At 59.2% G+C, this 13696-nt stretch carries 15 protein-coding genes; 6 read left to right on the forward strand and 9 right to left on the reverse strand.

Features of this window, described 5'->3' with window-relative positions; genetic code table 11:
- The first annotated feature begins 281 nt into the window (after positions 1-281).
- Complete coding sequence (locus ABJM03_RS13775; protein WP_348418407.1) at positions 282-1256, forward strand: glutathione S-transferase family protein; 975 nt, start codon at positions 282-284, stop codon at positions 1254-1256.
- Here the strand turns inward: ABJM03_RS13775 and ABJM03_RS13780 are convergent.
- Entirely contained in the window at positions 1253-1636 is a 384-nt protein-coding gene (locus ABJM03_RS13780) for a response regulator (protein WP_348419134.1), read from the reverse strand. The two genes, ABJM03_RS13775 and ABJM03_RS13780, sit on opposite strands and share 4 nt — an antisense overlap.
- Positions 1637-1815: 179 nt before the next feature.
- Between ABJM03_RS13780 and cobD the strand changes: the two genes are divergently transcribed.
- From cobD to ABJM03_RS13795, 3 genes are read left to right on the forward strand one after another with little or no spacing between them, the layout of a single operon-like run.
- On the forward strand, positions 1816-2766 hold the full coding sequence (gene cobD / locus ABJM03_RS13785; protein WP_348418409.1) for a threonine-phosphate decarboxylase CobD: 951 nt from the start codon (positions 1816-1818) through the stop codon (positions 2764-2766).
- A complete protein-coding gene (gene cbiB / locus ABJM03_RS13790) occupies positions 2763-3674 on the forward strand; it encodes an adenosylcobinamide-phosphate synthase CbiB (protein ID WP_348418411.1) in 912 nt (303 codons plus the stop codon). Before cobD ends, cbiB begins: the two co-directional genes overlap by 4 nt.
- A 21-nt stretch (positions 3675-3695) precedes the next feature.
- Positions 3696-4874: a lytic murein transglycosylase gene (locus tag ABJM03_RS13795; protein WP_348418413.1), complete on the forward strand. Its 1179-nt coding sequence runs from the start codon at positions 3696-3698 to the stop codon at positions 4872-4874.
- Positions 4875-4933: 59 nt separating this feature from the next.
- Here ABJM03_RS13795 and ABJM03_RS13800 read toward each other — a convergent pair whose 3' ends face one another.
- The 3 genes from ABJM03_RS13800 to ABJM03_RS13810 all read right to left on the reverse strand — a co-directional run bounded on the left by ABJM03_RS13800 (position 4934) and on the right by ABJM03_RS13810 (position 9306).
- Complete coding sequence (locus ABJM03_RS13800) at positions 4934-5281, reverse strand: hypothetical protein (protein ID WP_348418415.1); 348 nt, start codon at positions 5279-5281, stop codon at positions 4934-4936.
- A gap of 42 nt (positions 5282-5323) precedes the next feature.
- Complete coding sequence (gene smc / locus ABJM03_RS13805; protein WP_348418417.1) at positions 5324-8779, reverse strand: chromosome segregation protein SMC; 3456 nt, start codon at positions 8777-8779, stop codon at positions 5324-5326.
- A gap of 119 nt (positions 8780-8898) precedes the next feature.
- The gene (locus ABJM03_RS13810) at positions 8899-9306 is read right to left on the reverse strand and encodes a hypothetical protein (RefSeq protein WP_348418419.1); all 408 of its coding nucleotides are present in this window, start codon (positions 9304-9306) and stop codon (positions 8899-8901) included.
- Between the two features lie 198 nt (positions 9307-9504).
- Between ABJM03_RS13810 and ABJM03_RS13815 the strand changes: the two genes are divergently transcribed.
- Together ABJM03_RS13815 and ABJM03_RS13820 are read left to right on the forward strand one after the other, a co-directional pair.
- Positions 9505-10047, forward strand: a complete 543-nt coding sequence (locus ABJM03_RS13815; RefSeq protein WP_348418421.1) for a hypothetical protein — start codon at positions 9505-9507, stop codon at positions 10045-10047.
- Positions 10048-10118: 71 nt separating this feature from the next.
- On the forward strand, positions 10119-10886 hold the full coding sequence (locus ABJM03_RS13820) for an FCD domain-containing protein (RefSeq protein WP_348418423.1): 768 nt from the start codon (positions 10119-10121) through the stop codon (positions 10884-10886).
- Here ABJM03_RS13820 and ABJM03_RS13825 read toward each other — a convergent pair.
- The 5 genes from ABJM03_RS13825 to ABJM03_RS13845 form a co-directional block, all read right to left on the reverse strand.
- On the reverse strand, positions 10883-11368 hold the full coding sequence (locus ABJM03_RS13825; RefSeq protein ID WP_348418425.1) for a DUF2867 domain-containing protein: 486 nt from the start codon (positions 11366-11368) through the stop codon (positions 10883-10885). The genes ABJM03_RS13820 and ABJM03_RS13825 overlap by 4 nt on opposite strands.
- Positions 11369-11442: 74 nt before the next feature.
- Entirely contained in the window at positions 11443-12003 is a 561-nt protein-coding gene (locus ABJM03_RS13830; RefSeq protein ID WP_348418426.1) for a F0F1 ATP synthase subunit B, read from the reverse strand.
- Positions 12004-12007: 4 nt separating this feature from the next.
- Positions 12008-12568, reverse strand: coding sequence for a F0F1 ATP synthase subunit B' (locus ABJM03_RS13835; protein ID WP_348418428.1), 561 nt, complete (start codon positions 12566-12568; stop codon positions 12008-12010).
- Positions 12569-12654: 86 nt separating this feature from the next.
- Positions 12655-12879 carry a F0F1 ATP synthase subunit C gene (locus ABJM03_RS13840; RefSeq protein WP_348418430.1) on the reverse strand — a complete coding sequence of 75 codons (225 nt, stop codon included), beginning with the start codon at positions 12877-12879 and terminating at the stop codon, positions 12655-12657.
- A gap of 57 nt (positions 12880-12936) precedes the next feature.
- Entirely contained in the window at positions 12937-13695 is a 759-nt protein-coding gene (locus ABJM03_RS13845; protein ID WP_348418431.1) for a F0F1 ATP synthase subunit A, read from the reverse strand.
- Position 13696: the final 1 nt, after the last annotated feature.

The raw sequence follows: 13696 nt of genomic DNA on the forward strand, positions 1-13696 counted from the left end.
GTTGCCTGATAGCGGGCAGCCCTTTCTCACTCCAGTGGCCTCAGGCCATCTTTTTAGGGCCACACGGCGGTGCGACCCCATCGCGCCCGATCCCGGTCAAATCCCTCTGGCAAAATGTCTCCCTCAATCTCCTCCCTTGCCTGAACCAGAATGAAGCGAAAACAGTTTCGCCAATTATATTCTGCCCTGTGCATTCACGCACATGGATTGCGCGCCCAGCGCCCTCGCATCCAAATGCGCAGCTCTTAAGTTTCTTTCAAACAAGATAAGGGATTCGCCTCATGGGACTACTGATCGACGGCCAATGGCACGACAAATGGTACGATACCAAAGAAAGTGGCGGTGCCTTCAAACGTCAGGAATCGACCTTCCGCAACTGGGTTACCGCAGACGGAAGCCCGGGCCCAACGGGCGAAGGTGGCTTTGAAGCCGAGGCAGGCCGTTACCACCTTTATATTAGCCATGCCTGCCCTTGGGCCCACCGCACAATGGTCTTTCGCGCCCTGAAAAAGCTTGAGCCGCTGATTGATGTCTCGGTTGTACACCCTGACATGCTTGGCCAAGGGTGGACCTTTTCCACAGACTTTGACGGAGCAACCGGCGACCAACAATTCGGCCTGCCTTTTGCGCGTGACGTTTACACCCGCGCCGTGGCCGATTTTACCGGCCGTGTGACCGTGCCAATCCTGTGGGACAAAAAACGCGGCACCATCGTATCGAATGAATCCTCCGAGATCATCCGCATGATGAACAGCGCCTTCAATGGCATCACAGGCAACACCGACGACTACTGGCCGGCCGAGCTTCGCAGCGACATCGAAACCATCAACGAACGCATCTACAAAACCGTCAACAACGGCGTCTACAAATCCGGCTTTGCCACCACACAAGAAGCCTATGACGCAGCCGTGCACCCGCTGTTTGAAACGCTCGACTGGATCGAAGACATCCTGACGCGCAACCGCTACCTCATGGGCGATCGCATCACTGAAGCGGACTGGCGGCTGTTCACGACTCTAGTGCGCTTTGATTGCGTCTATCACCAACACTTCAAATGCAACCGTAAGCGGATCGTGGATTACCCCAATCTATGGGCCTACACCCGCGAGCTGTATCAATGGGAAGGCGTGGCGGGCACCGTGCATCTGGATCATATTGTCCGGCACTACCACTACAGCCACGACACGATTAACCCCAACCGGGTCATCCCGATCAATCCGGTGATCGACTGGAACGCGCCACATAACCGCAGCTAGGCGACCCGTTTTTCAGAACCGTAATGCGCGACCATCGCCGCCAGATCCTCCGGCGGCGTATTGCTTTGGACAAAGGCGCACGCATTAGCCGAATGGGCGAAAATCGACCCGTCCGAGAAAAAGCTGGTGTTGGTCACAAAGATCACCCGCGCGTTCGGCTGCCGGTAGTTCGCATAATCCGAAATCGCCAAAGCACCGCCCTGATCAATCACCAGATCCTGAATGATAATATCCGTTTCATGCTCCGACAGATGCGCGATGGCATCCTCTTGTCCCTGCGTACAGGTCACGGACATCCCCTGCCGCTCAAGATGACGCTGCCAGATCCGCGCGAGCTCCGGCACACTTTCCACGATCAATACGCGTGTCTTCGTTGGCATATTCAAATCCATCCCGATGGTGCCCCCCAGCACGAAATTAATCCAGCCGAAAAGGGCCAGCACGCGTGACCCAAACACATGAACGGGCCGCAGCATGCCTTGCATCTTACCCCAAACTCCGATTTGACAAACGGGAAAATCGGCAAAAACCTACCCGAAACCAAAGCTGGGCAAGAAAAGTGATCACTTTAACGTCAAACGACCATGGCGGCGGGCTCGATGCTGCGGCGAATCAATATGGCGGCGACCGCGCGGAATGGATTGACCTGTCGACCGGAATTAACCCCTTGCCCTATCCCACAGGAGAAATTTCCCCACAGGCATGGACCGCCCTGCCCGACAATAACGCCCGCGCGGCCCTGATCAATGCTGCGCGCCGGTTCTGGAATGTTCCCGCCTCGGCTGCGGTCCTTGCCACACCGGGTGCCTCTGCGCCCATCGCGATGATCCCCCGATTGGCAGCCGCAGGTCAGGTGCACATCGCGGCACCCACCTACAACGAACACGCAAGCGCATTTATCGCAAACGGATGGCAGCCAGCCAACCCACCCAAACAGGCCCAAGCGCAGGTGGTCGTGCATCCCAACAACCCCGATGGCCGCCTCTTTTCCGCATCTGATCTGCACGCGCCCTTGCGCATCATCGACGAAAGCTTTTGCGACGTGGCCCCTGATGCCTCTCTCATCGCGCAGAGCAACACCAAGGGCACATTGATCCTCAAAAGCTTTGGCAAATTCTGGGGCCTCGCCGGTTTGCGCCTGGGTTTTGTGATCGGCGACCCCGAACATGTCGCAGCACTTGAACAGATGTTGGGCCCTTGGCCCGTGGCAGGCCCCGCGCTTGAAATCGGCACACGCGCGCTCTGTGATCCCGACTGGGCCACCCAGACCCGCAGCCGTCTTGCCCGCGACGCGGCCCGTCTGGATACGCTTGCCCAACAGGGTGGTGCCACACTGGTCGGCGGCACCACCCTGTTTCGCCTGTTTGAGGTCGATGACGCCGCCCAATGGCAAGACCGCCTTGCCCGCCACCACATCTGGAGCCGCGTCTTTCCCTATAATCCAAAATGGCTGCGCCTTGGCCTTCCCGCGCCCGACGCATGGCACCGGATCGAGGCCGCACTGGCATGAGCCATGCCGCCATTCTCTTGCTGGCTTTGCTGCTTGATGCCGCTTTGGGAGAACCAAAATGGCTCTGGAATAAACTGCCCCATCCCGCGATTTTGATGGGTCGCGCGGTCGCCGCTCTCGAGCGTGGCCTGAACCGCAGCCAAAACAGCATCGCGGCAGGGGTGCTCGCCCTTGCTGTGCTGGTAAGCGCCGCCTACGGGATCGGTGCGCTGCTTGCCGGGCTTGGCCCCCTCGTCCAGATCATCCTTGCCGCCATCCTGTTGGCCCAACGATCGCTGGTGCAACATGTGCGTGCCGTCGCTGATGGCCTGCGCGTCTCTCTTGACGAGGGCCGCAATGCCGTTGCCATGATCGTCAGCCGCGACACCCGCCACATGGACCCCTCCGCTATTGCCCGCTCTGCCATCGAAAGCGCGGCCGAGAACCTGTCAGACGGGGTGATTGCGCCAGCTTTCTGGTTCCTGATCGCCGGCCTGCCGGGGCTTATGGTCTATAAAATCGTCAACACCGCAGACAGCATGATTGGCTACCGCACCCCCCGCTATGAAGCCTTTGGCAAGGCTGCCGCCCGCGCCGATGACCTGCTCAACTGGATTCCCGCGCGGCTGACTTGTGCGCTCATCGCGGTCCCGTCAGGCGTGGCTAGCCATTGGTTCTCCATCGCCGCAGACGCCGCGCAACACCGCTCGCCCAACGCGGGCTGGCCCGAGGCCGCAATGGCGCGCGCCATATCGGTCGCCTTGGCCGGCCCGCGTGCCTATGATGGTGTAATGCAACAGTTTCCTTGGGTCGGCGGCGACGGAAAGCGCCAGATCGGCCCACCCGAAATTGACGCCGCACTACGCAAGCTCTGGCTTGCTTGGAGCATGATGCTGGCGCTGACGACTGCGCTGGCTTTGGTCGGGTAAATGACAAATCAGAGGTATTTCATGCGTTCTACTTTCTTCGCCGCCCTTTGCACCCTTCTACCGCTGCCCGCCTTGGCCGCCACATGCGGCGGCGATTTTGCCACCTTCAAAAACGCGCTTGTGGCCGAAGCCCCCGACCATGGCGTGCAAACCCTCACCGCGCGAGAGTTCCTGCAAAATGTGCGTCAAGACAGCGCTGTTTTACGCGCGGACCGATCGCAAGCCATATACCAACGGCCCTTTGTCGACTTCTCCCGCCGCCTGATTTCAAACGCCCGCATCGACAGCGGACGTCAAAACAGCCAACGGCATGCGCAAATCTTTGACACCATCGAAAACCGCTATGGCGTGGACCGCAATGTGTTGCTTGCCTTTTGGGCTTTTGAAACCGACTACGGAAATTTCCAAGGCGACTTCAACACCGCCAATGCCCTTGTAACCCTTGCCCACGATTGCCGCCGCCCCGAACTCTTTCGCCCTCAGGTTTTCGCGGCAATGGAACTTTTCGCCCGCGGCGATTTTGACCCGGCGACCACAACCGGTGCATGGGCAGGTGAGGTCGGCATGGTCCAGATGCTTCCCGAAGACATTATTCAAAACGGCGTGGACGGCGATGGCGACGGCAAAGTGTCTCTGAAAACCTCGGTCTCCGATGCGCTTTTGTCCGGTGGCAGCATGCTACAGGCGTTCGGCTGGCGCAAAGGCGAACCGTGGATCGACGAAGTCACCATGCCTGCCAATTTCGACTGGTCCCTGACAGGGCTTCACACCCAAAAATCCGCCGCCGAATGGGCGCGTCTTGGTGTGCGGCCCCGTGACGGTGGATTTGCCGATAACCTTCGGGCCTCGATCATCCTGCCACAAGGGCGCTTTGGTCCAGCCTTCCTCACCTACCCCAATTTTGAAATCTATTTCAAATGGAACCAAAGCTTTACCTATGTGCTCACAGCGGCCTATTTCGCCACCCGTCTGGGTGGCGCGCCCGTCTATAACGCGGGCACCCCCGAAACCGCGCTAGACGGCGACCAGATGCGCCGGCTTCAGAGCCTGCTCCAACAGCGCGGTTATGACGTCGGAAAAATCGACGGCATCCTTGGCTCCGGCACCCGCAATGCCGTGCAAAAAGAACAAATCCGCCTCGGCCTGCCCGCCGATGCATGGCCAACCCCTGCATTTCTAACTGAGCTGGAGCGTAGCTGAAACCGTTGAAATAGTCGCTCGTGCCCGCGTATCGAAGACATCGAAGACATCGAAGACGGCTAAGGCCGGATGGCAAACCTCTGACCATCCTCGGTCAACATCACCAGCCTGCCATGACTGTTTACAAAACGGTCACAGCGGCTGCGCCCGTTTTGATATTCGATACAAATCACCCCATCCTCCCCGATGGAGAAGGCACCAAAGGCCGTGGCCCCCTGATCATAGGTGTAACTATATGCACCATCCGCCGAATAGCGCGACTGCCCGCCCTCATAAAAAGTCAGCAGCCCGCGCTCGGTCATCTCCACAACTTCTTGTCGGGTTAACGCGACATCATCTTTCAGCAGCTGGAAATCAGCAGCCCAAAGGGCACTTGGCAGGCTCAAAAGCAGGATCAATAAACGCATGCCCCCAAGTTAGAACACCGCCGCACACCTCGCTATGCACGTTTACGCGACCAGCGTTTCTGCCTTCTTGAGATCAACCGAAACAAGCTGGCTTACGCCCTGCTCGGCCATCGTGACCCCGAACAAACGATCCATCCGCGACATCGTCACCGCGTGGTGGGTGATGATCAGGAACCGCGTGTCGGTCTGTCGGCACATCTCGTCGAGCAAGTCACAGAACCGCGTTACATTGGCATCGTCCAGCGGCGCGTCGACCTCGTCGAGCACACAAATCGGCGCCGGATTGGCCAAGAACACCGCAAAGATCAACGCCATCGCGGTCAACGTCTGCTCACCGCCCGACAACAAGCTCAGCGTGCTCAGCTTCTTACCCGGAGGTTGGCACATGATCTCAAGCCCGGCTTCCAGCGGATCATCGGATTCCACCATCACAAGGTTTGCCTCACCACCGCCAAACAGATGTGTGAACAGCAACGAGAAGTTGGAATTCACCTGCTCGAACGCGGTCAACAGACGCTCGCGACCCTCGCGGTTCAGACTGGCAATCCCCGAACGCAGCGTCTTGATCGCCTCCTCCAGATCGGCCTTCTCGGAAACCAACGCATCATGCTCTTCGCGCACTTCTTTCGAGTCTTCCTCGGCCCGCAAGTTCACCGCACCAAGACTGTCGCGCTGGCGTTTGAGCCGGTTTACATCCGCCTCCAAAGCATCCGCGCCCGGCATCTCATCTGGGTTCACATCCAGCTGCGTCAGCAACTGGTTCGGCGTCAACTGCTGACCCTCGGCAATCCGCTCGGCTGCTGCGGTTGCGGTTTGTTTGGCCGCATCGCTGCGCGCCTCTGACCGCGCCCGCGTTTCACGGGCTTCCGAGGCTGCCCGTTCTGCTTCGCGCTCGGCCAAGGTTGCCTCACGCAGAACCGCCTCGCCGTTGCCCAGCTGATCCGTCGCAGCCGCACGGCGTGCCTCGGCGCTTTCGATCTGGCTGCCCAGCTCATCTCGCTTTGCCGCAATCTCGAGTGGTGCCGCGCTTGCCTCTTCGAGCTCCGCCTCCGAAGCTTCCTTGCGCTCGACCAACTCTGCACTGCGGCGCTCGGCGGTTTCCAAACGATGCCGCCAGCCGCTCAATTCCTTGGTCACCTCCTGTGACCGCCTCAACCGCGCGTCCCCTTCGCGGCGCAACTCGTCGTGGCCCGACCGACGCGACATCATGGTGATCCGCGCGGCCTCAACCGTCATGCGGATATCCTCCACCGATGCACGTGCCGCATCCAGATCGCCCAAATCAGCCAAGGCCCGCTCGGCCTCAAGCACCCGTGCCCGCGCGCCCATCGCCTCTTCTTCATGACGCGCCACAGCAAGTCCAAGACTCTCCAGACGGCCCGCCGCAAGGTTGCGGTCGGCCTCCACCCGACTCAGCGCACGGCCTGTATCGGCAACCATCCTGTCGGCGTTCCGCCGCGCTTCGCGTGCGCTTTTGTCGGCCTCGGTCTGCTCGGCCAGCTGCGTGGTCAGCCGCTCATGCGCGGCCCGCGCACCTTCGGCCCGTTGGCTCGCCTGCTCCAACGCCTGCTTAAGAACCTCCAACCGGTTGAGCTGTTGCAGCCGCAAGGCCGCTGCCGATGGTGCATCTTCGGCCCATGCACGAAATCCGTCCCAACGCCACAAATCCCCCTCAAGCGACACAAGCCGCTGGCCGGGCTTCAGATCCGCCTGCAAGCGCGGGCCATCATCCACATCCACCAACCCGATCTGCCCCATCCGACGGTCCAGAACATCAGGGCAAGACACATGATTGGTCAGCGGCGTCACGCCTTGCGGCAGGCTTTGGGGCTCGGCATAAGCCATCAACCCGGACCAGCCCGACGGGCCGTCTGCATCTACCTCGGGCGCGCGCAAATCATCGGCCAAAGCGGCACCCAATGCCTTCTCAAAGCCATGCTCTACCTGCATGCGATCCAGAATCTGGCCACCCTCGGCGGTGTCGCGCTCGACCAGCTTTGCCAAGGCAGCCGCCTCAGCACGAAGAGCGTTCATCTCCCCCTCGGCCTCTGATCGCTCGGCCCGCGCATCCGCTTCCAGCGTTTGCGTGCGCGCCCGCGCTTCCTCAGCCGCATTCAACGCCTCATCGGCTGCTTCTGCAGCTGCGACAGCGACCTCTTCGGCCTGCGCTGCGGCCTCGAAATCATCCGCGGCCTTGGCAAGGGCCGCCTCACTGTTGGCAACCGCATCCCGCGCACGCTCGGCGTCAGCTTCGGATTTCGCCTGTGTCTTGCGGCTGTCTTCCAACAACCGCTGCGCCGAACCATAGCGCGCCGCAAGCCGTGCAACATCTTCGGTCCATTGGGCCAGATCACCCTCGCGGGCTTGCAGGATCGCCGCAGCCTCATGCGCCGCATCCGCTGCTGCCTCAAGCCGGTCGTCGTGCCCCTCGCCGGCCTTGGCCAGCTCTCGTGCCTCCCAATCCAGCCGCTCGATCGTCTCGCCCGCGTCGCGGTTCAACCCGCCTTCACGCTCAATATCATGGGCAAGCTGGGCAATCCGCCCCCGCAATGTCCCGATCAATGCATTTGCGCGGCTTTCTTGATCGCTCAGCGTGTCGCGTTGCGCTACTAGGCGCTGCACAACCGCTGCCGCAATCGCATCTTCTTCGCGCAGTGCGGGCAACACATCTTCGGCTTCCTGCCGCGCCTTGGCGCTGCTGCGGACCAATGTCTCGGCCTGCGCCGCCGCAGTGACCCGCGCACGCAGCTCCTCTTCGGCCTGTGCGCGCAACTCATCCGCCTCACGCCAACGACGGTACAACAGCATTCCCTCGCTGCGCCGCAGCTGATCCCCGATCTCGCGGTATCGCGCCGCCTGCCGTGCCTGCCGCGTCAATTGCGCCAACTGCGCGGCCAGCTGCTCGATCACATCCTCCACGCGGGCCAAATTCGTCTCGGCCCCGTTCAGCTTTAGCTCGGCCTCATGACGGCGCGCATAAAGCCCCGAAATCCCCGCGGCCTCTTCCAGAATACGACGGCGGCTTTTGGGTTTGGCGTTGATCAGTTCGCTGATTTGTCCCTGCCGCACCAGCGCAGGCGAATGCGAACCGGTAGAGGCATCCGCAAACAGCATCTGCACATCCCGCGCGCGCACATCCTTGTCCGCCGCCTTATAGGCGCTGCCCACATCCCGCGTGATCCGGCGCACAATTTCCAGCGTGTCATGGTCGTTAAATCCCGCAGGGGCCAAGCGTTCCGAGTTATCAATACTCAACGCGACCTCAGCAAAATTGCGTGCAGGGCGCGTGGCTGCACCGGCAAAGATCACATCCTCCATGCCACCGCCGCGCATCGCAGTCGGGCGGTTCTCGCCCATGACCCAACGCAACGCCTCCAGCAGGTTCGATTTACCGCAGCCATTCGGCCCGACAACCCCCGTCAAACCGTCAGCAATGATCAGATCGGTGGGGTCTACAAAGCTTTTGAAGCCCGTAAGCCTGAGTTTCGAGAAGCGCATGTTTCGCCTTTGCGGTGATTCCAGCCTGATGCGCTACGTGACGGTTTTGCCCCCAAACTGTCAACACTACCCCCGCCGTCAGTCCAAGCAAAGGCGGAGTTATCCACAAGATAACGCATCTAAAGCACGGGTTCGCAGTCAATCTCGACGGCAACGCCGCCCAATTGCCTAAGCTTGGTTCCCCGCACCCGCACACATTCAAGTTGCACTGGCACCGCTCGCGGGCTGCGCGTGCCCTTGCCGCATTTCAAAATGCCCGTGGCCTGCGCCTGATCCCCGCGCACCTCGCGCACCTCACAACCGCTCACCATTGCCATAGCCAGCCCCGCTCGCTCCTGTATAGGACCAAAGCGCGGCGCATATTCCATATTTGTACGAATGGCCTCTGCCAGCTCCCCGCGCACCCGCACATCAAAGGTTGATCCATCCACCGTCACAGTGGTCGCGGGCAAGCCGCGAAAATGCGGGCCAGCCGTGTTGCAGCTGGCGGTCGCGAGGGATATTGCGAAGATGAATAAATTTTTCATAAACTGATATCAGCACCAATCCCCTAACAATTCGTAAATCGGTACAAAGCCACCTCCCCATGGCCCACAAACCTGCCGTCCAGCAGCCGTGTCCTTTCGGGCACAGCGCCATGGGATATGCCTTTTGGTTGTAAGATTGTGCCTCAATAATCTGGGCGTTCCTGTTAAGTTAATGTTCTGAATTACAAGGAAATAAATATGCGCTTTACTTATTACGCTGTTGTTGCCGCAGCCCTTTTGTCCGCCTGTGCCCCCGCTGAAATCACAACTCCACCTGTATCAATCACACCCAAAAACAAAGCAGACGCCGTGGGGCTGGACGTCTACGCCGGTCCCCGCCGACGCGGTAATCCCGTTCCCTCATTCCGCGGTCAGGAAACCCTCGCCGTCCGCTCAGTGGGTATTGGCAAAGATGGTCAGCGCACTGAGCTTTCAGGCGTACAATGTCTGTTGGATGCCGGTGTCTATTCCGCTTCGTTCACAACCCCGGCCAATGTAATTGTTCCCGACTACGGCCCCAATTCGCCCGCGATCTTTGTGCGCTGCACCCATGAAGATCAAAGCGGGTCGACCACAGTGACCGCCTTTAACGCGACCACCCAACAGCGCATGCAAAATGCTGCCGCAGGGGGCGTTCTGGGTGTGATCATCGTCGGCGCGGTCACGGCCGCAAAGGTCGACAACGAGAAGGACGAATTCAAATACCCGGCCGTCTCCGTCACCCTGCGCAAGAAGAAATAAGCGCGCCAATCGCAACTTAGTTGCCGCCTCCTTTGATTGGTCATATAATTTGACCAATCAAAGGAGAACCTATGCCCTTTCGCCCTGTCACGTCGGAAAAATTATCCTCTGCTGTTGTCCGGCAGGTCGAAGAACTGATCCTGCGCGGCATCCTTTCACCAGGCAAACGGCTCCCCTCCGAGCGTGAGCTTGCCGAACGTCTGGGCGTGTCACGCCCTTCCCTTCGGGATGCCATCGCCCAGCTGCAAGAACGCGGATTGCTGAGCGCAAAGGCAAGTGCAGGCGTCTTTGTCTCCGATAGCCTCGAGTCGGGCTTCTCCCCCGCGCTAGCCGAACTTTTTGCCCGCCACGACGAAGCCGCAATCGACTATATCGCCTTTCGCCGCGATATGGAGGGCTTGGCCGCCGAGCGCGCGGCCCGTCTGGCATCCGACACCGATCTGGCCGTCATCAGCGCGATATTCACCAAAATCAAAGATGCCCCCGACAATCAACCTGCCGATCAGGCGGCGGCCCTTGATGCCCAGTTTCATATGGCCATAATCGAAGCCAGCCATAACGTCGTCATGCTGCATATGATGCGGGCCATGTATGATCTGCTGCGTGGCGGGGTGTTTTACAACCGCCAGATCATGTTCAAACAACAGACCAAGCGCGCCGAACTGATGGACCAACACCGCGCTATCCACGATGCGCTTATGGCCCGCGACGCGCCCGCAGCCCGCGCCGCTGTCGAAACCCACCTCACCTATGTTGAACGCGCCCTGCTCGACCAACAGCGCACCGCAAGACACGAAGACGTTGCCCGCCAGCGGCTCGATCAGGAACTGGGCAACTAGCCAGACAGCTTGCGCAGCATATGCCGTACGATCAACCGATGTGCGGGGCCCACAGGCAGCATGTAAAGCCGCCCGAACCAATTATGCACCTTCACCGACGAGGTGATCGTCACGCTGTGATCAACACAGGTAATACAGGTCAGAACATCCAGATGGCGGTCCCGCGCGGACAGGCTCATCACCGTGTCATTCAATGTCTCGACCAGAAAGAAATCAATCTTGTCTCCGGCTTGCACAAACCCCGGCACCTTGCCGGAAAAACCGCCAATCCGCTTGACCCCGAAACGGGCGGAAACCGCATCGCGTAGCTTGAACGCAACATCTAGAAACGGCAGCGGCTCGGCCATAACGCGCCGCCACACCTCTAGCGAGGTCAACGGATCAGCAGCAACAACCGATTGTTGGTCAAAGAAATCCAACGCAGCGCGCGGTGCCACCAGCTCGACCTGAGCAGTGGCGATACGGCCCATTCCAACGCTCATCGCGTCCCCCTTACAAATGCAAAAAAGCCCCACCGGCGCGGCAGGGCTTTTGCTATTCTCGACACAAGCAAAGATTAGTGCAGCTTGGTGTCCACTTGGGCAATGCCCTCATCGATCAGCTTGTTCGCATCGGTGGCTGTCATCTGCTTGCCGATGATCTCACGCGATGCAGCAACAGCAATCTGGATGGCCTGATCACGAACTTCCTTGATCGCGGACGCCTCGGCAGATGCGATCTGCTCTTGCGCACCGGCAAGGCGACGCTCAACCGATTTTTCCAGATCAGCCTGCGCTTGCGCACCGGCTTCTGCAGCTTCCTGTTTCGCAGCAGCCACAATACGGTCTGCCTGCTCCTGCACTTCTTTTTGCTTCCGCTCATAAGAGGCCAACAGCGTCTGCGCGTCTTCGCGCAGCTTGCGGGCTTCTTCGATCTCGGTCTGAATGCCTTCGGCACGACCATCAAGCATCTTGGCCATCATCGAAGGTACTTTGAAGTAAACCAGAATACCGATGAACACCAAGAAGGCGAGCAGCACAACAAAGTCGGTGTTGCGCAGTGAGAAGAACGGACCACTTGCCGCAAACGCAGGGCTTGCAACCATCATGGCGAAAACGGATGTGAGTGTGAAACGCATGACGTTATCCTTTCATCCGGGCAGTGACTGCGGCGGTGATGGTTTTGGCGTCTGCCTTGCCACCCATCGCAGTGATGATTTCTTTTGCCGTGCTTTTCGCGACCGCTTTCACGCTCTCGACCGCACCGGCCCGAATTTCGGCAATCGCCGCTTCGGATTCAGCAGCTTTTGCAGCGATTTCACCGTCGGCCTTGGCAATTGCCGCGTCCAGATCGGATTGCATCTCTGCTTTTGCTTGCTCGATAATACGCTGTGCTTCGGCGCGGGCATCAACCAGCGCTTTGTCATAGGCGGCTTCGGCGTCAACCGCTTTGGCCTTCAGGTCTTCGGCAGCCGCAATATCGTTCGAAATCGTGCCCTGACGCTCTGCCAAAATGGCCGAAATACGCGGCAAAGCCACGCGAGACAAAATCAGGTAGATCGCGATCAGCGCAAGCGCCAGCCAGAAAATCTGGTTACCCCAATGAGAGGTATCAAGCTGTGGCATGCCTGTGTTTCCGGCAGAATGCTCTGCCACGCCAATAGCGTCCGCCAGACCATCGCCATGTGTAGTTTCGGTTGCCATGATGGCCTCCTGTCAGAACACTGATATTCAAAAGGGCGGTGCAGCGTGCCGCACCGCCCCAAGCGTCGGAATAATCCGTGGATCGCTTATGTAGCGAACATCAGCAGAAGCGCTACGAGGAACGAGAAGATGCCCAGAGCTTCGGCAAAAGCGATACCGATGAACAGTGTTGCTGTTTGTGCCGCAGCAGCAGATGGGTTGCGAAGCGCGCCGCTCAAGAAGCTTGCTGCAACGTTACCAACACCGATGGCTGCGATGCCTGTGCCGAGTGCTGCGATACCTGCGCCGATGTGTGCGAGTTGACCTTCCATGAGAATTCTCCTGTGAATTGGAAGTGGATAGAGAAGGCGGGTTACCCCGCCGATTGTTCAGTGACTTGGGTGCAGTGCATCGTTGAGATACACGCATGTAAGGATCGTAAAGACGTAGGCCTGAATGAAGGCCACGAGAACCTCCAGACCGTAGACCGCGGTGATGCCGAGAATGGCAACCGGAGACACGATGGTCAGCGCCGCAAAACCTGCGAACACTTTGATCACCGCGTGACCCGCCATGACGTTACCGGCAAGACGAATAGAGTGGCTGACCGGACGCACAAAGTACGAGATCAGCTCGATCAGGCCCAGAACGGGGCGCAGCGCCAAAGGAGCCGACGAAACCCAGAAAAGACCCAAGAAAGAAACACCGTTTTTGACAAAGCCCAGAACGGTCACACCGATAAACACCAAAAGCGCCAGCGGGATTGTCACGGCGAAATGCGATGTAGGCGTGAACGCCGTCGGGATCAGGCCAAGGAAGTTGGCGCAAACGATAAACATGAACAGCGTCATGATGTAGGGGAAGTACTTAACGCCTTCTTTGCCACAGATGTCTTCAACCATCTTGTAGATAAAGCCATAAGCCAGCTCTGCGACCGATTGCATCCGACCCGGCACAACCGCGCGCTTGGACGTACCAACGACCAACAGGATAAAGACAACGCCAACCGCGAGGCAGGTCCAGAGGGCTGCGTTGGTGAATGTGAACCAGTGAACTGCTCCGTCACCACCCAAAGGCGTAACCATAAACTGATCCATCGGATGAAAGACCAGACCGCCTTCTTCCCCGCCGTGTGCCTCTGTTGCCATC

The sequence above is a fragment of the Sulfitobacter sp. genome (genome assembly GCF_039977885.1).
Taxonomy (GTDB): Bacteria; Pseudomonadota; Alphaproteobacteria; order Rhodobacterales; family Rhodobacteraceae; genus Sulfitobacter.